Below are 18,896 nucleotides of genomic sequence, written 5' to 3' on the forward strand. Positions count from 1 at the left end.
CACCAGGGAGTCCCCCGATGCATGACGACCGCAATCTGGTCGAAGCCCGTCTCAAGCGCGTCCTCGACGAGCGCATCCGCCCTGCGGTCTACCCGGAGTCGGTGCCGCTCGACGTGGCCGTCTGGCACGCGCCCGGCGAGCCGGTGCCCGTCGCCGAGGGACTGTCGGCCGTACCGGAGCCCGTCGCGGTCGGCGACCAGTGGGGTGCGCCGTGGGGCACCAGCTGGTTCACCGTCACCGGCACGGTGCCCGCCGCCTGGGCGGGCAGAAGCGTCGAAGCCGTGCTCGACCTCGGCTTCGACGAGAACATGCCCGGCTTCCAGTGCGAGGGCCTCGTCTACCGCCCCGACGGCACCCCGGTGAAGGGGCTCAACCCGCGTAACCAGTGGGTGCGCATCGGCGCGCCGGTCGAGGGCGGCGAGGAGGTGCGGCTGCACATCGAGGCCGCCGCCAACCCCGTCATCCTCGACTACCACCCGTTCCTGCCGACCACGCTCGGCGACAAGGAGACGGCCGGCACCGACCCGCAGTACCGGCTGGCCCGGATGGACCTGGCCGTCTTCGACGAGACCGTGTGGCAGCTCGTGATGGACCTCGAGGTGCTGGGCGAGCTGATGCGGGAGCTGCCGGTCGAGGGCGCCCGCCGCTGGGAGATCCTGCGCGCCGTGGAGAAGGCGCTCGACGCGGTCGACCTGCAGGACGTGAACGGCACCGCGGCCGCGGCGCGCGAGCAGCTGGCCGGCGTGCTGGCCACGCCGGCGGCGCCGTCCGCGCACCGGATCAGTGCCGTCGGCCACGCGCACATCGATTCGGCCTGGCTGTGGCCGCTGCGCGAGACCGTCCGCAAGGTGGCCAGGACGACCTCCAACATGACCGCGCTGCTGGAGGACGAGCCCGCCTTCGTCTTCGCCATGTCGCAGGCGCAGCAGTGGGCCTGGGTGAAGGAGCACCGGCCCGAGGTCTGGGCCAAGGTGACCAAGGCCGTGGCGGCCGGGAGGTTCGTCCCGACGGGCGGCATGTGGGTGGAGTCCGACACCAACATGCCGGGCTCGGAGGCCATGGCCCGGCAGTTCGTGCACGGCAAGCGGTTCTTCCTCGACGAGTTCGGCATCGAGAACGACGAGGTGTGGCTGCCCGACACGTTCGGCTTCGCGGCGGGCCTGCCCCAGATCATCAAGGCCGCCGGGTCGAAGCGGCTGCTCACCCAGAAGATCTCGTGGAGCCAGACCAACACCTTCCCGCACCACACCTTCCTGTGGGAGGGCATCGACGGCACCCGGATCTTCACCCACTTCCCGCCCGTCGACACCTACAACTGCTCGATGAAGGGCAGCGAGATCGCCCACGCGGCGCGCAACTTCAAGGACAAGGGCGTCGCGCGGCACTCCCTCGCCCCCACCGGCTGGGGCGACGGCGGCGGCGGCACCACCCGCGAGATGGTCGCCAAGGCGGCCAGGATGCGTGACCTGGAGGGCTCGGCCACCGTCACCTGGGAGACGCCCGCCGAGTTCTTCGCCAAGGCCGAGGCCGAGTATCCCAACCCGCCCGTCTGGGTCGGCGAGCTCTACCTCGAACTGCACCGCGCCACGCTCACCAGCCAGGCCAAGACCAAGCAGGGCAACCGGCGCAGCGAGTCGCTGCTGCGCGAGGCCGAGCTGTGGGCCGCCACCGCCGCGGTCAGGACCGGGCACCCCTACCCCTACGAGCAGCTCGACCGCATCTGGAAGACGGTGCTGCTGCACCAGTTCCACGACATCCTGCCCGGCTCGTCCATCGCCTGGGTGCACCGCGAGGCCGAGCGGACCTACGCGCAGGTCGCCGCCGAGCTGGAGGCGATCATCGACGCCGCCCAGCGCGCCCTGGCCGGCGACCCCGCCGCGGGCACGTCGCTGCTGTTCAACTCCGCCCCGCACGCCCGCCGCGGCGTCGCGGCCGGTGCCGCCGGCACCCCCCTCACCGGCGCCGACACCGTCCTGCGCCCCCGGGACGCGGGCGGATACGTCCTCGACAACGGCCTGCTCCGCGTCGAGATCGACGAGCGGGGCCTGGTCCGCTCGGTCTACGACCTGACCGCCGGACGGGAGACCGTCGCGCCGGGCCATGCGGCGAACCTGCTGCAGATCCACCCCGACTTCCCCAACATGTGGGACGCCTGGGACGTGGACGAGTTCTACCGCAACACCGTCACCGACCTGGTCGACGCCGACGAGGTGGCGCCGGGCGCCGCTCCCGGCTCGGTCGAGGTGGCCCGCTCGTTCGGCCGGTCGACGGTGCGGCAGGTGCTCAGCCTGCCGTCCGGCGCCAGGCGGCTCGACATCCACACCGAGGTCGACTGGCACGAGACCGAGAAGTTCCTCAAGCTGGCCTTCCCGCTGGACGTGCACGCCGAGCGCTACGCCTCCGAGAGCCAGTACGGCCACGCCTACCGCGCCACCCACACCAACACGAGCTGGGAGGCGGCCAAGTTCGAGGCGTGCAACCACCGCTTCGTCCACCTGGAGGAGCCCGGCTGGGGAGTGGCCGTGGTCAACGACTCCACCTACGGCCACGACGTGACCCGCACGGTGCGCGCCGCCGACTCCGGCACGACCACCACCCTCAGGGTCTCGCTGCTGCGCGCGCCGCGCTTCCCCGACCCCGAGACCGACCAGGGCGTGCACCGGTTCCGTCACGCGCTCGTGCCCGGCGCGACGATCGGCGACGCGGTGCGCGAGGGCTACTTCGTCAACCTGCCCGAACGGACGGTCCCCGGCGACGCCGAGGTGGCGCCGCTGGTCGCGATCGACGACGACGCGGTCGTCGTGACCGCCGTCAAGCTGGCCGACGACGGGAGCGGCGACGTGATCGTGCGCTTCCACGAGGCGCGCGGCGGCAGGGCGCGGGCGACGCTGACCGCGGGCTTCCCTGTCACCGGCGTCACGGCGACGGACCTGCTGGAGCGGCCTCTCGCGGAACGGCAGCACGAAGGGGGCGCGGTGCCCCTGACGCTGCGGCCGTTCGAACTGGTCACCCTGCGACTGAGCCGGTAGGGCCCGTGGGCTCGATCGTCTAGTCCTTGGGGTTGCGGCTGGGCCGCAGGAGTGCCTCGGCCAGCGCGAGCATGGTCTCCTCCAGCGCGCCCAGCCGCTTGGTCAGGTCGCTCGTGGCGGGCTCGACGATGCCCGAGACGCTCTCGGCGAGCTCGGCCCGGTCGGGCCTGGCCGCGACGGCGTCGGTGAGGGCGGCGGCCGCGGTGGTCAGCCGCTCGTCGATCGCCTCCAGGCGCTTGACGTGCTCCGTCGTCTGGCTGTCGAGCAACTCGCCGACCCGCTCGCCGATGCCGAGCGTGACGGGCAGCTGGCCCACCCGCTGGTTGACCGCCTCCACCCGGTCGTCGATGGCCTCCAGGTGCTCGCCGGCCTTCTCGGCGGCGCTGGACATGCCGGTGAGCGTGGCGTCGATGCCGTCGAAGCGACCGACGACGCGCTCCTCGACCTCGGCCAGCCGCTCGTCGAGCGTGTCGAGGTGGGAGTCGAGGTCGTTGAACCGGCCCTCGGTGCGGGTGGCGGTCTCGGCGAGGTGGTTGGCCGCGCCGGCCATGCGCTCGTCGAGCGTGGTGAACCGGCCGTCGACCCGCCCGTCGAGCCCGTCGAAGCGGTCGTCGTGGCGGCCCAGGTGGCCGTCGAGCGCGCCCAGGCGCTGGTCGACGCCGGACAGGCGGGAGTCGAGCCCGCCCAGACGGGCGTCGACGCCGGACAGGCGGGTGTCGATGTCGGCCAGGCACTCGTCGGCGGTCTCGATGCGCCCGTCGACGGTGGTCAGCCGGTTGTCGACGGCGATGAGCCGGCCGTCGGCCCGGTCGATCCTGCTGTCGACACCGTCGAGGCGGCCCGTCAGGCGGGTCTCGGTGGCGTCGACCCTGGCGCCGACCTCCTCGATGGCGGCCGAGAGCAGCTCGGTGGAGGCGGCCAGCGACCCGTCGACCGCCTTGAGCTTCGTCTCGACCATCTCCGGCAGGCCCTTCACGCCGCTCTCGATGCGGTCGGTGCGGCTGGTGAGCTCGGCCATCGACTTGTCGAGGCGGGTGAAACGGTTGGCGGCGGCGTCCATGCTGGCGCTGAGCTGGCCGAGCTTGCCGGCGAAGTCGCCGAGGCGCTTGGCGATGCCGTCGGTGCTGGCGATGACCGACTCGATCCGCTTGAGCGCCTCGTCGAGGGTCTCGCTGACGGTGCTGATGTCGGCCCACAGGCTGGGCAGTTCCGCCACCGGCTTGACCCGCTCGCCGACGGACTCGACCCGGGCCTCGATGCCGCCCACCTGCTCGCCGACGGCGTCGACGTGGTCGCGTACCGCCTCCACGTGCTGGGCCAGGCCCTCAGCCCAGGACGGCGGCCTGGTGGTGATGTCGTCGAGGCGGCCGCTCACGGTCTCGAGCGTGCCGGTCAGCCCGCCGAGCTCGCGCTCGCGGACCTCCCGCAGCAGCCACTCCATGCCCTCAAGGCGCTGGCGGATCTCGTCGAGCACCGCGCCCTGCGTGCGCTGCTCGTAGACGTGGTCCTGCGCGGCCCGCGCGAGCAGCTCGCGCATCCTGTCGGAGATGGCGGTCTGGCTGCCTGCCTGGAGAAGGGTGGTGTGGTTGGAGTGATCCACCGAAAGCTCCTTCACTCGCCGACGTCTGCCGCGCAGCGGTGGGTAATCGTTAGGGGTGAACTCTCGCCCGGCCACCTTAGTAGCTCGATCAAGATCTTTCGGTGTCGACTTTAAAAGATCGTGATTGTCGATGTATCGCCCTGATTTGTCATTTACCCAGTTCGGGAGGGGTGCAGATAAGCACGGAAGGGCGGTCGGAGATTCGGGTCAGAATGACCACCGCGGATATGTTTCCGGACAGTCGCAAATCACTGCGCAACCGTTCGATGTCGACCGCCGAGGCGCGTTTCTTGATGGTCACGTTTCCGACATTGCGCGCGCGAAGTGCGGCTCTCAGTTTTTTCACCGAGAACGGCATCACTTCATTCACCTCGTACCTGGACGCCCAGACGGTGTCGACGAGATCGTCACCGGTGATGTAGGCGATCAACGGGTCGGCCAGGCGCCCGTTGACCATGGCGGCCACCTCGGCGACCAGATGCGCGCGGATGGCGGCGCCGTCCGGCTCGTAGACGTAGCGCCCCACCGGGCCGACGGGGGCCTGCGCGCCCGTGGGGGTGAGCGTGCCGCCCTCGGGCAGCAACGTGGCCCTCCTGCCGAACTCCGCGGCGCCCGCCGCCGCCTCGCCGATCCGGGCTCGGGGTACGGCCCGCCCACCCGCGTCCGTCCCCGCCTGGCCCGCGTCCGTCCCCGCTTGACCCACGGATGTCGCTGCCTGGCCCGCGTCCACGGCCATGCCGGACAGGGCGCCCGTCCAGATGGCGGCCTCCTTGACCTCGCCCTTGAACGAGACCCACTCGGCCTCGGCGCCCGGCGGGACGAACTCGTAGGGGATCCCCGGCGCCACCTTCAGGCACGCCGCCGGTGCCCGCTCGAGCAGGTCGAGGATGACCGGCCAGGTGGGGGAGTAGGCGTTCGGGTCGAAGGTCCGCCCCTTCGCGGTACGGCGGGCGGGATCGGCGAACAGGACGTCGTAGGCGGCCGGGTCCACGGAGGCGGCGTCAGCCGTACGGACCGTGACCCTGTCGGACAGCCCCAGCGCGTCGGCGTTGGCCAGCGCGACGGAGACGGTCAGGGGGTCGGTGTCGACGGCGTCCACCTCGCAGCCGGCGCGCGCCAGCGCGACGAGGTCGCCGCCGATGCCGCTGCAGACGTCGACCACCCGCAGGCGCGAGCCGGGCCGGGGTGGTGCCCCCTGGGGCGTGGTGGGGATCTCGTGCGGAGACGCGGGAGCGGCGGGCCTGGCGGTGAGGAGGGCGATCCGGCGGGCACGGTGCTCGGCGACCTCGCGGCGGGTGGCCTGCTCGACCCCGTGCGGAGTGAAGTACATCAGCGCCGCGTCGTCGCCGAACTTCGCCCTGCCCCGCTCCCGCAGCTTCGCCTGGGTGAGGGCGGCGGAGGTGAGGGCGGCGTCGTAGGTCCTGCGCAGCCTGGTCGCGGCCACGACGGGGTCCCCGCTCGCCAGTTCGACGGCCTCGGCGAGGGCCTTCTGGCCGCGAGGTGTCAGGAGTGCGAGGAAGGCGTCGTGGTCCACGCCATACGACGTTAGTGCAGGGCGTCGAGCGTGATGTCGATGGGGAAGGGGACGGAGACGGCGAGCCGGTCGCGGTGGATGCCGGTGGCGACGTAGGCGCCGACGACCTCGTCGAGCTCGTAGGTGTGGATGACGGGCTTGCTGTTCTCGTCCTTCACGATCCAGAAGTGCTCGATGCCGGCCGCGGCGTAGATGCCGGGCTTGACGTGGTTGTCACGATGCTCCGACTCCGGCGAGACCACCTCCACCACCAGGTGGACCTCACGGGGTGTGTAGGCCGTGCGGTCCAGGTCGGCCGCGACGGAGGCGTCGATCACGACGAGATCGGGGCAGGGGCGCTGGCGGGGCGCGATGGTGACGTCCATCTGGGCCGCGATTCCGCGGTCCAGAGGGGCCTGGCCTTCGAGAGCCGCGGCGAGGCGGCGAATGACGAGATCGTGGAAGCGTCTCTGGGGGGACATGAGGAGGAGGGCTCCATCGACGAGTTCGACATGCTTGAAGAGATCCGGTTCGCCATGGGGCCCGTCCTCGGGGAGCAGGTCCAGGTCGTCGGCCGTCCACCCGCCCTCCGGTGGCAACGGCCAGTTGGCGAGGACGTGGCGCACGTCATCCATCGTGCTGGTCACGTCACGCATCGTAGCGTCGTCGTCACCGCCGTTTCTGGTCGTCACGTGGTCCAGTGTTCCCCCTTTCGCGGCTCCGTGTCGTCCGGGAGGGGAGTTTTCCGGCGCCCGAGTATCGCTCTGAGCTGAGCAGAGCGGTTCGTGTTGACGGGCAAGGCCTGCTTGCATACTGTTTCGTGTTGGCACTCTCCCCTTGAGAGTGCCAACGTGCGACGAGGCAGGTCTGACACCCGCGACGGCAGGCCCAGCTGGTCGCCTCTTCTAGATCATCCAAATCTGAAGGGGAGGTCCGATCGTGACGACCGCCACTAAGGTTCCCGTTAAGCCGCTCGGCGACCGCATTGTGGTCCAGCCGCTTGAGGCCGAGCAGACCACCGCTTCCGGCCTGGTCATCCCGGACACCGCCAAGGAGAAGCCGCAGGAGGGCAAGGTCCTCGCGGTGGGCCCGGGCAACTGGGACGAGGACGGCGAGAAGCGCATCCCGCTCGACGTCAGCGAGGGCGACATCGTCCTCTACAGCAAGTACGGCGGCACGGAGGTCAAGTACGGCGGCGAGGAGTACCTCGTGCTCTCCGCCCGTGACGTTCTCGCCATCATCGAGAAGTAAGCCGTGAGAAAGCCCCGGGCCCGCCAAGTGCCCGGGGCTTTCACCGCCAACGGACGTGCCTGATGGACCGCCATCTGCCCGACGCGTCGGCTGAGGCAGGCGACGGCGGCCCTCGTACGTCTCCGGATGGGACGCTGAGAGGACTTTTCCCATGCCGAAGATCCTGGAGTTCGAAGAGGACGCGCGGCGCGCGCTTGAGCGCGGCGTCAACGCCCTCGCGGACGCAGTGAAGGTGACCCTGGGCCCGCGCGGCCGCAACGTGGTCATCGACAAGAAGTTCGGGGCGCCGACCATCACCAACGACGGCGTCACCATCGCTCGCGAGGTCGAGCTCGAGGCGCCGTACGAGAACCTCGGCGCCCAGCTCGCCAAGGAAGTGGCGACCAAGACCAACGACATCGCCGGTGACGGCACCACCACGGCGACCGTCCTCGCCCAGGCGATGGTCCGCGAGGGCCTGCGCAACGTGGCCGCGGGCGCTTCCCCGCTGTCGCTCAAGCGCGGCATCGACCAGGCCGCCAAGGCCGTCAGCGACAAGCTGCTGGCCTCCGCGCGCCCTGTCGAGGACAAGAAGGAGATCGCCAATGTCGCGACGATCTCCGCTCAGGACGCCAAGATCGGCGAGCTGATCGCCGAGGCGTTCGACAAGGTGGGCAAGGACGGTGTCATCACCGTCGAAGAGTCCAACGCCATGGGCATGGAGCTCGAGTTCACCGAGGGCCTGCAGTTCGACAAGGGCTACCTGTCGGCCTACATGGTCACCGACCCCGAGCGCATGGAAGCGGTCCTCGAGGACCCGTACATCCTGATCCACCAGGGCAAGATCGCTTCGATCGCCGACTTCCTGCCGCTGCTGGAGAAGGTCGCCCAGACCAAGAAGGCGCTGCTGGTCATCGCCGAGGACGTCGAGGGCGAGGCCCTGGCCGTCCTGGTGACCAACAAGATCCGCGGCACCTTCACCTCGGTGGCCGTCAAGGCCCCCGGCTTCGGTGACCGCCGCAAGGCCATGCTGCAGGACATCGCGATCCTGACCGCCGGCCAGGTCGTCAGCGAGGAGATCGGCCTCAAGCTCGACCAGGTCGGCCTCGAGGTGCTCGGCACCGCCCGCCGTGTCGTCGTCACCAAGGACGCCACCACGATCGTGGACGGTGCCGGTGACGCGCAGGCGATCGAGGACCGCGTCAAGGAGATCAAGCTCGCCATCGAGCAGTCCGACTCCGACTGGGACCGTGAGAAGCTCCAGGAGCGCCTCGCGAAGCTGTCCGGCGGCGTCTGCGTGCTGCGCGTCGGCGCGGCCACCGAGGTGGAGCTCAAGGAGAAGAAGCACCGCCTCGAGGACGCGATCTCCGCGACCCGCGCCGCGATCGAGGAGGGCATCGTCTCCGGCGGTGGCTCCGCGCTCATCCACGTCTCCAAGGACCTGGACGACCTCGGTCTGTCCGGCGACGAGGCGACCGGTGTGGGCGTCGTCCGCCGCGCGCTGATCGAGCCGGCCCGCTGGATCGCCGAGAACGCCGGTCTCGAGGGCTACGTCGTCACCCACAAGGTCTCCGAGATGTCCGCGGGTCACGGCCTCAACGCCGCGACCGGCGAGTACGGCGACCTGGTGGCGCAGGGCGTCATCGACCCCGTGAAGGTGACGCGCTCGGCCGTCCAGAACGCCGCGTCCATCGCGGGCATGTTGCTCACGACCGAGGCTCTCGTGGTGGACAAGCCCGAGGAGGAGGCCCCGGCCGCCGGTGGTCACGGCCACGGTCACGGCCACGGCCACTGACCTGCGTCGACCTGAGGTCCGCGTCCCGTCCCGGGGCGCGGACCTTTCGCATTCCTGGGACGATCCGCCCCTGCCAGGCGACGTGACGCCCCCGGGGCGGCAGTCCCTTGCCGCACGGTGAGGGCCGCTCCGGGGTGGCAGTCTCCCGTACGGCAAGGCGGTCCTTGTGCGAGGGCCGCTCCGGGGTGACGGTCCCCGTACGGCAAGCCCCCCACGTCCACCGTGGGCACGGGCCGGGGTCCGTCCTGCCACGCCACTCCAGCGGGACGGGGCGGGCCGCCGTTACGTCACGCCCCCTGAACCGACGTCCTGAACCGCGCACAGAAGGCGGAAGGGGCCACGCCGAGGCGGGAACGCCCGCCGCAACGACCCGTCCTCGCAGGTGGGTGGTCATGCGGTTTCGGCGGTGGGGTGGTGACGGAGAGTTCGCGGAAAGGCGATGGGTGGGCGAGTGCGAAGTTGTCCGGAAAGGAAACTATTTCGCGGTAAACCGAACACGTTCGTAAAGCGTCCCCCCGCCTGACGTGTTTCCTGCATTTCAGCTAATGGCCTGAAATATCGTCACACACCCAAACCCTTAGTGTGGCGGACCGATTACGCCGCGTTATCGTCGCTTCAATGTGACCAATCCGTAGCCGTTCGCTATGACGACAGGCACGATCAGTGCGGGCATCATGCCTAACGTGAGCGAGGGAAGCGTCGCCGACGCCAAAATTGGGGTAAGGCTTGCGTCGAGACTTCCGGCACGAGCGGACGAGTCCGACCTTCGGGAACTGACGAGCCTCGCCGTCCAGGGGGATCGCACCGCGATCGAATCTCTGCTCGGGGAGCTCCGTCCCATGGTGGTGCGCTATTGCCGTGCGCGACTGGGGAGGGTTTCCGGGCAATATCACATCGCCGATGACGTGGCGCAGGAAGTCTGCATCGCCGTGCTGTCCGCGCTGCCCCGCTACCGTGACATGGGCCGGCCGTTCGCCTCCTTCGTGTTCGGGATCGCCTCCCACAAGGTGGCCGACGCGCTGCGCAGTTCGGTGCGCTCCGCCGTACCGACGCAGGATCTGCCCGACGGGCCCGACGAGGGGCCGGGGCCGGAGGAGACGGTCGTCCGCTACATCGAGGTGGAGCACGCCCGCAGGCTGCTGTCGCGGCTGCCGGACAACCAGCGCGAGCTGCTGCTGTTGCGGGTGGTGTCGGGGCTGTCGGCCGAGGAGACAGGTAATGTACTCGGCATGACACCAGGTGCGGTGAGGGTCGCCCAGCATCGGGCGCTGGCCAGGCTCCGGCAGATGGCCGAGCTGGAGTCGATCGCTTGACCGAAGAAGAAAGCGACGCGCTCCTCGACGCGTTGTCACGGGGCGAGCCGCCGCCCGTCGGTGATCCGGCCGCCGCGCTGCTCGCGGCGCTGCTGGAGGACGTCGGTCAGCGTCGCTCTTCGGTGTCGATGACGCCGTCGACGTAGCCTCTGGCGTACTCCCAGCTGACGTAGTCGGACGGGTCCGGATGGAAGGCCGGCTCGTGCACCTGCGGCTGGCCGTTCTCGATCATCTGGCGGAGATTGCCGCGCAGCAGGTCCCAGTCGAAGAAGTGCTGTTCGGAGCATTCTGGGCAGTCGAGGACCAGGCCCAGCACTCCCTGCGGCTCCAGCAGGGAGCGGAAGACCTCGACGTCGGCCAGGTCGGTGATGGCCTCGTCGCGCTCGGCAGCGGTCAGCGGCTCGGCGTCGTCGAGATCGCCCAGGGCCGAGCTGGGATCGTTCGGGTCGTCCGCGAACGGGTCCGGTGGCACATCTTCCAACACCTTCCCACCATAAGACCGATGGGGTCCTTCAGGTGAGCCATCCTCGTCGCGCGGCCTCCACGCCCGCGTGAAAACGTGACTGGGCGCCCAGCTCGGCTATGGCGTCGGCGAACCTGGCGCGGACGGTGCGGACGGACACCCCGAGATGGCGCGCGATGGAGTCGTCGCACATGCCCTGCGCGGCCAGCCGCAGCACCTGCACCATGCCGTCGCCCTTGCGTCCCCAGGGCAGTGGTACGGCCCGCGCCCACAGCTCCTCGAACAGCGAGTGCAGCACCCCCACCACGATCGGCGCCCGGACGACGTAGAAGTTGTAGGCGTGGTCGGGCAGGTTGCCGCCCCACGTGGCGGGCAGCCCCGCCACCCCGGGCCCCGCGGTCATGAACCAGCTCGGCACCCGGTCGAGCGTGCGGACCTGGCCTCCGCTGGCCAGTAAGCGGGTCAGCTGGTCGCGCACGCCCGGCAGCGTGAGCGTCGAGACCGGGATGACCGCGCGCAGCGACAGCAGCTCGCGCTGCTGGGCGTCGACCCACGGGTCGGCGAACTTGCGGGCGAAGTCGAGCATGGTGCGCTCGTCGGGGATGGCGGTGAGCAGGTCCATCGGCGGCGCCTGGACGGCCATGCCGACCACGCTCTCGTAGAGGATGTCGGCGCCGCTGACCAGCTCGACGGGAAAGGGCCCGCTCTGGTAGTCGCGGCCGGCGTCGTAGTCGCGGATCAGGTGGCGGATGGACGACAGGGCGGAGTCGATGCGGCGGCTCTCCTCCGCCAGCAGGTCGAGGCGCTGGGCGATGAGCCTGCCGAGGGCGCCGGCCGGGTGGCGGGCGAGGTAGTGGCCCGACTGCTCGTCGACGACGCCCAGCCGGACGAGGTCGTCGAGCTGCCTGCCGACGGCGTCGGCGGGGCCGTCCATGGCCGCGGCGAGCTCGGTCACCGTGGCCCGGTGCAGTCTCAGCACCGCCGTGTAGAGCGCGGTTTGCCCCGGATCGAGGCCGAGGGTCTCGAGAGGGTCCGACGTGGTGCTGGAGTGGTTGCGCATGTGCGGTGCTCCGTAGGGGGGACACGGGCGTGCCGCGAGGATAACCCGGTCGCAGGGCCGTGTCCCGCCCTTGCGCCGACTGCTTCGCGCCACGTGCAACTTCGTGCAATTGCACGTTTTCACATTGCGATGTGCCATCGCGTAACGCAGCATTAACCCAGCGTCGGCACCAGCAGGACGAACAGCGCCGCCACCTGGACACGGAGGGGGGTCCGGTGGCATTCCGCGCCTCGTCCGAGGCTGCCGGTGGCCGGAGAACCGGGGCGGATCACCGACCGCCCCGGTTCTCCGGCACTTCACGATGCGTGGAGGACGACGGACCGTGGGGGTCATCGTCCTCCATCCCCACCCTGATCCTTTTGGGCCTACCCACTAAACTGGCTGTCACAAGCATGAATGGCAGCTGGAGGGGTCACGGCATGTCCAAGTTCACAGAGACGGGGCTCACGTTCGATGACGTGTTGCTCGTTCCCGCTTATTCGGACATGCAGCCGGGCGATGCCAACACGGCAACCCGGCTCTCGCGCGGCATCACGCTGTCCATCCCGCTGGTCTCGGCCGCGATGGACACCGTGACCGAGGCGCGCATGGCCGTGGCGATGGCCCGCCAGGGCGGCATCGGCATCCTCCACCGCAACCTGTCCATCGAGGAGCAGGCTCAGCAGGCCGACCTGGTCAAGCGCTCCGAGGCCGGCATGGTCACCAATCCGGTGACCTGCTCGCCCGACGACACCCTCGCCGACGTCGAGCGGCTGTGCGCCAACTACCGCATCTCCGGTGCCCCCGTGACCGACGCCGACGGCGTGCTGGTCGGCATCGTCACCAACCGTGACATGCGTTACGAGAGCGACCAGAGCCGGACCGTGCGCGAGGTCATGACCCCGATGCCGCTGGTCACCGCGCCGGTCGGGGTGTCGCGCGACGAGGCGTTCGCGCTGCTGAAGGCCAACAAGATCGAGAAGCTGCCGCTGGTCGATGCCCAGGGCAGGCTGCGCGGCCTCATCACCATCAAGGACTTCACCAAGAGCGAGCAGTACCCGCTGTCGACCAAGGACGCCGACGGCCGCCTGGTCGTCGGCGCGGCCATCGGCGTGGCGGGCGACGCCGAGAAGCGCGCCCAGGCCCTCATCGACGCGGGCATCGACGTGATCATCGTCGACACCGCCCACGGCGACTCCAAGGGCGTCGGCGACATGATCGCCAAGGTCAAGGCCAACAGCCACGGCATCGACGTCATCGGCGGCAACATCGCCACCCGCGCGGGCGCGCAGCTGCTCATCGACGCCGGCGCCGACGCGGTCAAGGTGGGTGTGGGCCCCGGCTCGATCTGCACCACCCGGGTGGTGGCGGGCGTCGGCGCGCCGCAGATCACCGCCATCCACGAGGCGTCGCTGGCCTGCGGCCCCGCGGGCGTCCCGCTGATCGGCGACGGCGGCCTGCAGTACTCGGGAGACATCGTCAAGGCCATCGCGGCCGGCGCCGACACCGTCATGCTCGGCTCCCTGCTCGCCGGCTGCGAGGAGTCGCCCGGCGATCTGATCTTCATCAACGGCAAGCAGTTCAAGTCCTACCGGGGGATGGGTTCGCTCGGCGCGGTCCGCAACCGCGAGCGCGGCGGCACCTCCTTCAGCAAGGACCGCTACGGCCAGGACACGGTCGGCTCCGAGGACAAGTACATCCCCGAGGGCATCGAGGGCCAGGTCCCCTACCGCGGGCCGGTCTCGGCGGTCACCTACCAGCTCGTCGGCGGTCTCCACCAGGGCATGTGGTACGCCGGGTGCCGCACGATCGACGAGATGCACGAGCGCAGCCGGCTCATGCCGATCACTTCCGCAGGTCTCAAGGAGAGCCACCCGCACGACATCCAGATGACGGTCGAAGCCCCGAACTATCACAGAAGGTAACTGTTTTTGATGACTCAGGTGGAGATCGGCCGCGGCAAGACCGGCCGCCGTGCCTACGCGCTCGACGAGATCGGCCTGGTGCCCTCGCGGCGCACGCGCGACCCGGAGGAGGTCTCGATCGCCTGGCAGATCGACGCCTACCGGTTCGAGCTGCCCGTGGTGGTCGCGCCGATGGACAGCGTCGTCTCGCCCGCCACGGCGATCATGATCGGCAAGCTGGGCGGCCTCGCGCCGCTCGACCTTGAGGGCCTGTGGACCCGCTACGAGGACCCGAGCCCGCTGCTGGAGGAGTGCGCCGAGCTCGACGCCGAGGCGGCCACGCGCAGGCTCCAGGAGATCTACACGGCGCCGATCAAGGAGGAGCTGGTCGGGCGCAGGATCCGGGAGATCCGCGACGCCGGCGTGACCACCGCGGTCCGCCTGTCGCCGCAGCGCACCGTGCAGTTCCACAAGACGGTCATCGACGCGGGCGTCGACATCTTCGTGATCCGCGGCACGACGGTCTCGGCCGAGCACGTCTCGAGCAAGGCCGAGCCGCTGAACCTCAAGCAGTTCATCTACGAGCTCGACGTGCCGGTGATCGTGGGCGGGTGCGCCACCTACACCGCGGCCCTGCACCTGATGCGCACGGGCGCGGCGGGCGTGCTGGTCGGCTTCGGCGGCGGCGCCTCCCACACCACGCGCAACGTGCTCGGCGTCGCCGTCCCGATGGCCACGGCGATCTCCGACGTGGCGGCGGCGCGGCGCGACTACCTCGACGAGTCAGGTGGCCGCTACGTGCACGTGATCGCCGACGGCGGCATGGGCACCTCGGGCGACATCGCCAAGGCGATCGCCTGCGGGGCCGACGCGGTGATGGTGGGCTCGCCGCTCGCGCGGGCGACGGAGGCTCCCGGTCACGGGTTCCACTGGGGTTCCGAGGCGCACCACCCCGACCTGCCGCGCGGGCGCAGGGTGCAGTTCGGGACGGTGGGCACGCTGGAGCAGATCCTGCACGGGCCGTCCACCGTGGCCGACGGGTCGATGAACCTGATGGGTGCGCTGAAGCGCACGATGGCCTCGACCGGCTACTCCGACATCAAGGAGTTCCAGCGGGTCGAGGTGGTCGTCGCGCCGATCCAGCGCTGACGTCCTGACCTGAGGAGACCCGCGCCCCGTCCGGGGGTGCGGGTCTCCGGCGTCTCCGGCTCGGGGTGCGGTCGGGTCGGCGGGTACGCCGTGGCCCGCCGTCCGGCCTGCCGGTGGACGTCCTCATGCCCTGGCGTACCACGTGACCGTGGCGCCGTTGCTGAACGTCCTGCTCTGCGTGGGCGCGAACCGGGTGGGCCGGAACCCGCCGGCGAAGGCGGGGATCCCGTCGCCCGCGACCACCGGGTAGTGCTTGATGATCAGTTCGTCGATCTCCGGCAGGACGGCGGCCGCGAGCTTGCCGCCGCCGCACAGGTAGATGTCCATGCCGTCCTCCTTCTTGAGCCGCCGCACCAGCTCCAGCGGCTCGCTCCTGACGATCTCGACCAGGGGGTCGGTGCTGTCGGGCAGCGTGGTGGACACGACGTGGTGCCGCAGCGGGGTGTAGGGGCTGGTCATGCCGGCGTTCAGGCCCGGCAGGTAGGTGCCGCGCCCCATGACGACCGTGTCGAAGCGGCGCGCGGGAGCGTCGAGGCCGATCATCGCGCGGACGTGCGCCGGCACGACCTCCGGCAGCTCGGTGTTCATCGAGGCCGCCATGTCGTCGCTCACCGGGTAGAAGTCCCATTCGCCGCCGGGGCCCGCGATGTAGCCATCGATCGAGACGCCCACGTAGTACACGAGCTTTCGCATAAGTAGCAACTCCGTTTGTAGTACTCTGAATGAAGTGGTTAGAACGTAGTACTACATCTGGAGTGGTGTCAAGTGCGCAGGAATCCGGAGCGGCGGGCGGCCCTCGTCGACGCGGCCATCGAGGTGCTGGCCCGCGAGGGCGCCAGGGGTCTGACGTTCAGGGCGGTCGACGCCCAGGCGGCGGTGCCGCCGGGGACCGCGTCCAACTACTTCTCCAGCCGTGACGACCTGCTCACCCAGGCGGGAGGGCGGATCTACGAGCGGCTGGAGCCCGACGAGACGACCATGACGCTCGCCCTGACCGGCCCGCGTGACAAGGACAGGGTCGTCGAGCTGCTCAGGGAGATGGTGGCCAGGATCAGCGCTTATTCCACCGGGTACCTGGCGCTGCTGGAGCTGCGGCTGGAGGCGACACGCAGGCCCGAACTGCGGGCCGTCCTGACCGAGCGGATCCGCGCCGACGTGGAGGGGAACGTGCGCATCCACCTGGGGTCGGGGCTGCCCGGCGACGCGACGGCGGTGAAACTGCTCTATCTCGCGCTGAACTGGCTGATCGTGGAGCGGCTGACGCTGCCGGACGTCTTCTCCGAGGAGGAGGCCGACGAACTCGTGGCCCGGGCGGCCGAGCGACTGATCCTCGGCTGAGAACGACGGCGCCTAGACTGCTCCGCTATGACTGCCTCACCCCCAGGCGCACCGTGATGGCCGATCTCCAGCACACGCACGAGGTGACCTTCGACGGCGACGTGGTCACCAAACGCTACGTCGACGGGAAGACGGGCGCGGACGAGCGCGAGTGGCGCGCGCTCACCCTGCTCGGCGAGCACGCGCCAGGGCTGGCGCCGGCGCCCATCGCCTTCGAGCCCGGCGTGGTGGTCATGTCCAGGGTGGACGGGACACCGGTGCGCGGCGTGCCATCCGGGGCCGCGCCGCTGGCGGAGCTGGCGGCGACGCTCGGCCGGTTGCACGCGGCGGTGCCCGCGCGGGTGCTGCGGGACCTGCCCGAACGGCCGTGGCAGGTCGAACAGCTCGCCGCGCAGGTGCGCGCGTGGTGCGCCGCGTGGCGGCCGCGGGGCACGCGCGCCGATCTGGCGGTGCGGGAGGGCGCCAGGTGGCTGGAGGGATGGCGCCCGGGTACGGCCGGCGTGCGTCCGGCGTTCGGGGCGGGTGACGGCAACCTGTCCAACTTCCTGTGGGACGGCGTCCGCGTGCGGGTGGTCGACTTCGAGGACTCGGGCCGCTCGGACCGGGCCTACGAGCTGGCCGAGCTCGCCGAACACGTGTCGGCGTGGGTCGACGGCGAGGTGGACGTGCTGGCCAGGGTCGAACTCGACCGCGACGAGGCGGCGAGGGTGCGGGAGTGCCGCAGGCTGCAGGCGCTGACGTGGCTGTTCCTGCTGTCGGGGGAGGGGCCGCGCAACCCGCCGGGGACGTTCGCGAAGCAGGTCGAGCGGGTGCTGCGGGCGCTGGACGGCGGCTGACCGCCGCCTGACCCTCCGCGAGACGGGCCGCGAGGTGCCGGACCGCTGGACGGCGGCTGACCGCCGCCTGACCCTCCGCGAGGCGGGCCGCGAGGTGCCGGACCCTGGACGGCGGGCGTGCCTCAGCGCCGCCTGGCCAGGAGCCGGGCCAGCCCCACCGCCAGCCCCACCATCAGGACGGTCGCCGCGACGGCGCCTCCGATCAGCCCCCAGGGCGGGCCGCCGGGGGAGGAGCCGGCGGCCGGGACGCTCGCGTGCTCACCCGCGGCCCCCGGCGAGGCGGCCTGGGCGACCGGAGAGCTCATGACGGGCGGGGCCGGGGTGCCGAGGGCGGCGAGCATCTCCGTGGTGACGGACCGCCCGAAGTCGTCCGGCGAGCCGGCCTCGTCACCCCGCCGCAGCGGTCCGCTGCGGCCCGCTTCGAGCTTCACGTTCCCCGAGCACAGCGACGAGGACAGCGACGTGCCGGGATGCGTCGGGAACATCCCGCCGTCATCCGCCACCGGCGACGCGAACACCAGATACCGGGCACCCTTGGCGAAGTCGTAGCCGCACGCGGCCGAGTCGGCGTTGGTCGCCACCTCGACCGTCGCCGCGCGTCCGCCCTTGTAGACCTGGTCGACCGCGAACGTGACCACGAAGGGCGGCGGGGGACCGGACAGCGACCCGGGCATCCGGCGGACGGCCTGCACCGTTCCGGTGAACACCGCGGCCGAGTCCTTCACCGCCTCCTTCGGGGTCAGGGAGGCGCAGCTGCAGGCGCATGCCGTACCTGCAGGGGCCAGCAGGAAGGCGGCGACGAGGGCGAGAACGGCGAGCAGGCGCATGCCCACTCACACGGATGCGGCGCGCTCCCGGTTCAGGACAGGACGCCGAGCAGGTGGGTGACCTCGCGGGCGACCGCGTCCCGGGCCGCCTTGAGGTACTTGCGGGAGTCGACGACCTGGGGATCGCGGGCCAGGTAGTCGCGGACTGCCCCGGTGAAGGCCTTGTTGAGGTGCGTGGCGATGTTGATCTTCTTCATGCCGTGCCGTACGGCGTCGCGCAGGTTCTCGTCGGACACCCCCGACGAGCCGTGCAGGACCAGCGGCACAGGCACCGCGGCGTGCAGTTCGGCGATCAGCGCCAGGTCGAGCACGGCGTCCTTGGTCGTCATCGCGTGGGAGGTGCCGACGGCGACGGCGAGGGCGTCGACGCCGGTGCGGGCGACGTAGTCGACCGCCTCGTGCGGCTTGGTGCGCACGCCGGGCGCGTGGACGCCGTCCTTGCCGCCGACCTCGCCGAGCTCGGCCTCCACCCACACGCCGTGGGCGTGGCAGTGGGCGACGACCTGGGCCGTGGCGGCGACGTTCTCCTCGTCGGGCAGCGCGGAGGCGTCGAACATGACCGAGCCGATGCCGAGCGCGACGGCCTCCTCGACCAGCGCCCTGTCGGTGGCGTGGTCGAGATGGACGGCGACGGGCACGGCCGCGCGCCTGGCTACGGCGAGCGCGGCGAGGGCGACGGGTTCGAGCGCGCCGTGGTAGCGGACGGCGTTCTCGCTGATCTGCAGGACCACCGGCGCGCCCGCGGCCTCGGCGCCCGCGACGATCGCGGTCGCGTGCTCCAGCTGGATCACGTTGAACGCGCCGACGCCAGCCTTCGCGCTGTTGACGATCTCTGCGATGCCGACGAGAGGCATGGGGCT

17 protein-coding genes are annotated in these 18,896 nt (G+C 70.7%); 9 read left to right on the forward strand and 8 right to left on the reverse strand.

Annotated elements, in window-relative coordinates:
* The first annotated feature begins 17 nt into the window (after positions 1–17).
* Positions 18–3,029: an alpha-mannosidase gene (locus tag ACWENQ_RS30060; RefSeq protein ID WP_452417215.1), complete on the forward strand. Its 3,012-nt coding sequence runs from the start codon at positions 18–20 to the stop codon at positions 3,027–3,029.
* 19 nt (positions 3,030–3,048) lie between these two features.
* On the opposite strand, the gene ACWENQ_RS30065 is transcribed toward ACWENQ_RS30060, so the two are convergent.
* From ACWENQ_RS30065 to ACWENQ_RS30075, 3 genes are all read right to left on the reverse strand, one after another.
* Positions 3,049–4,629 carry a hypothetical protein gene (locus ACWENQ_RS30065; RefSeq protein ID WP_449919842.1) on the reverse strand — a complete coding sequence of 527 codons (1,581 nt, stop codon included), beginning with the start codon at positions 4,627–4,629 and terminating at the stop codon, positions 3,049–3,051.
* Positions 4,630–4,777: 148 nt separating this feature from the next.
* The gene (locus ACWENQ_RS30070; RefSeq protein WP_452417217.1) at positions 4,778–6,163 is read right to left on the reverse strand and encodes a class I SAM-dependent methyltransferase; all 1,386 of its coding nucleotides are present in this window, start codon (positions 6,161–6,163) and stop codon (positions 4,778–4,780) included.
* 11 nt (positions 6,164–6,174) lie between these two features.
* A complete protein-coding gene (locus tag ACWENQ_RS30075) occupies positions 6,175–6,798 on the reverse strand; it encodes a Uma2 family endonuclease (RefSeq protein ID WP_452417343.1) in 624 nt (207 codons plus the stop codon).
* Positions 6,799–7,081: 283 nt separating this feature from the next.
* Here ACWENQ_RS30075 and groES point away from each other — a divergent pair, with 283 nt between their 5' ends.
* The 4 genes from groES to ACWENQ_RS30095 all read left to right on the forward strand — a co-directional run bounded on the left by groES (position 7,082) and on the right by ACWENQ_RS30095 (position 10,626).
* Positions 7,082–7,393 carry a co-chaperone GroES gene (gene groES, locus ACWENQ_RS30080; protein ID WP_148036826.1) on the forward strand — a complete coding sequence of 104 codons (312 nt, stop codon included), beginning with the start codon at positions 7,082–7,084 and terminating at the stop codon, positions 7,391–7,393.
* 151 nt (positions 7,394–7,544) lie between these two features.
* Entirely contained in the window at positions 7,545–9,167 is a 1,623-nt protein-coding gene (groL, locus tag ACWENQ_RS30085) for a chaperonin GroEL (protein ID WP_449919847.1), read from the forward strand.
* A 674-nt stretch (positions 9,168–9,841) separates the two neighbouring features.
* A complete protein-coding gene (locus ACWENQ_RS30090; RefSeq protein WP_354906501.1) occupies positions 9,842–10,480 on the forward strand; it encodes a sigma-70 family RNA polymerase sigma factor in 639 nt (212 codons plus the stop codon).
* Positions 10,477–10,626 carry a hypothetical protein gene (locus tag ACWENQ_RS30095; RefSeq protein ID WP_452417218.1) on the forward strand — a complete coding sequence of 50 codons (150 nt, stop codon included), beginning with the start codon at positions 10,477–10,479 and terminating at the stop codon, positions 10,624–10,626. Before ACWENQ_RS30090 ends, ACWENQ_RS30095 begins: the two co-directional genes overlap by 4 nt.
* On the opposite strand, the gene ACWENQ_RS30100 is transcribed toward ACWENQ_RS30095, so the two are convergent.
* Both ACWENQ_RS30100 and ACWENQ_RS30105 read right to left on the reverse strand, forming a co-directional pair.
* On the reverse strand, positions 10,587–10,964 hold the full coding sequence (locus ACWENQ_RS30100; protein WP_354906407.1) for a DUF5319 domain-containing protein: 378 nt from the start codon (positions 10,962–10,964) through the stop codon (positions 10,587–10,589). The genes ACWENQ_RS30095 and ACWENQ_RS30100 overlap by 40 nt on opposite strands.
* A gap of 28 nt (positions 10,965–10,992) precedes the next feature.
* A complete protein-coding gene (locus tag ACWENQ_RS30105; RefSeq protein ID WP_452417220.1) occupies positions 10,993–12,003 on the reverse strand; it encodes a helix-turn-helix domain-containing protein in 1,011 nt (336 codons plus the stop codon).
* Positions 12,004–12,422: 419 nt separating this feature from the next.
* On the opposite strand from ACWENQ_RS30105, the gene guaB reads away from it, so the two are divergent.
* Positions 12,423–13,907 (forward strand): IMP dehydrogenase, encoded by a 1,485-nt coding sequence (gene guaB, locus ACWENQ_RS30110; protein ID WP_449919850.1) that lies wholly within the window; start codon positions 12,423–12,425, stop codon positions 13,905–13,907.
* A gap of 9 nt (positions 13,908–13,916) precedes the next feature.
* On the forward strand, positions 13,917–15,035 hold the full coding sequence (locus tag ACWENQ_RS30115) for a GuaB3 family IMP dehydrogenase-related protein (RefSeq protein ID WP_449919853.1): 1,119 nt from the start codon (positions 13,917–13,919) through the stop codon (positions 15,033–15,035).
* Positions 15,036–15,158: 123 nt separating this feature from the next.
* Here ACWENQ_RS30115 and ACWENQ_RS30120 read toward each other — a convergent pair whose 3' ends face one another.
* The gene (locus tag ACWENQ_RS30120; protein WP_452417221.1) at positions 15,159–15,728 is read right to left on the reverse strand and encodes a dihydrofolate reductase family protein; all 570 of its coding nucleotides are present in this window, start codon (positions 15,726–15,728) and stop codon (positions 15,159–15,161) included.
* Between the two features lie 72 nt (positions 15,729–15,800).
* On the opposite strand from ACWENQ_RS30120, the gene ACWENQ_RS30125 reads away from it, so the two are divergent.
* The gene (locus ACWENQ_RS30125) at positions 15,801–16,373 is read left to right on the forward strand and encodes a TetR/AcrR family transcriptional regulator (protein WP_449919856.1); all 573 of its coding nucleotides are present in this window, start codon (positions 15,801–15,803) and stop codon (positions 16,371–16,373) included.
* A 56-nt stretch (positions 16,374–16,429) separates the two neighbouring features.
* The gene (locus ACWENQ_RS30130) at positions 16,430–17,209 is read left to right on the forward strand and encodes a phosphotransferase family protein (protein ID WP_452417223.1); all 780 of its coding nucleotides are present in this window, start codon (positions 16,430–16,432) and stop codon (positions 17,207–17,209) included.
* 122 nt (positions 17,210–17,331) lie between these two features.
* Here ACWENQ_RS30130 and ACWENQ_RS30135 read toward each other — a convergent pair whose 3' ends face one another.
* Positions 17,332–18,036 (reverse strand): hypothetical protein, encoded by a 705-nt coding sequence (locus ACWENQ_RS30135; RefSeq protein WP_452417225.1) that lies wholly within the window; start codon positions 18,034–18,036, stop codon positions 17,332–17,334.
* Between the two features lie 32 nt (positions 18,037–18,068).
* The gene (locus tag ACWENQ_RS30140; protein WP_449919863.1) at positions 18,069–18,890 is read right to left on the reverse strand and encodes a class II fructose-bisphosphate aldolase; all 822 of its coding nucleotides are present in this window, start codon (positions 18,888–18,890) and stop codon (positions 18,069–18,071) included.
* Between the last annotated feature and the right edge of the window lie 6 nt (positions 18,891–18,896).

Source organism: Nonomuraea sp. NPDC004354, assembly GCF_053602555.1.

What these genes read in the sequence shown, in the direction of transcription:
- ACWENQ_RS30060 (WP_452417215.1), top strand. Translation starts at nt 18, where the DNA reads ATGCATGACGACCGCAATCTGGTCGAAGCCCGTCTCAAGCGCGTCCTC.
- ACWENQ_RS30075 (WP_452417343.1), bottom strand. Translation starts at nt 6,798, where the DNA reads ATGCGTGACGTGACCAGCACGATGGATGACGTGCGCCACGTCCTCGCC.
- groL (WP_449919847.1), top strand. Translation starts at nt 7,545, where the DNA reads ATGCCGAAGATCCTGGAGTTCGAAGAGGACGCGCGGCGCGCGCTTGAG.
- ACWENQ_RS30090 (WP_354906501.1), top strand. Translation starts at nt 9,842, where the DNA reads ATGCCTAACGTGAGCGAGGGAAGCGTCGCCGACGCCAAAATTGGGGTA.
- ACWENQ_RS30105 (WP_452417220.1), bottom strand. Translation starts at nt 12,003, where the DNA reads ATGCGCAACCACTCCAGCACCACGTCGGACCCTCTCGAGACCCTCGGC.
- guaB (WP_449919850.1), top strand. Translation starts at nt 12,423, where the DNA reads ATGTCCAAGTTCACAGAGACGGGGCTCACGTTCGATGACGTGTTGCTC.
- ACWENQ_RS30115 (WP_449919853.1), top strand. Translation starts at nt 13,917, where the DNA reads ATGACTCAGGTGGAGATCGGCCGCGGCAAGACCGGCCGCCGTGCCTAC.
- ACWENQ_RS30120 (WP_452417221.1), bottom strand. Translation starts at nt 15,728, where the DNA reads ATGCGAAAGCTCGTGTACTACGTGGGCGTCTCGATCGATGGCTACATC.
- ACWENQ_RS30130 (WP_452417223.1), top strand. Translation starts at nt 16,430, where the DNA reads ATGGCCGATCTCCAGCACACGCACGAGGTGACCTTCGACGGCGACGTG.
- ACWENQ_RS30135 (WP_452417225.1), bottom strand. Translation starts at nt 18,036, where the DNA reads ATGCGCCTGCTCGCCGTTCTCGCCCTCGTCGCCGCCTTCCTGCTGGCC.
- ACWENQ_RS30140 (WP_449919863.1), bottom strand. Translation starts at nt 18,890, where the DNA reads ATGCCTCTCGTCGGCATCGCAGAGATCGTCAACAGCGCGAAGGCTGGC.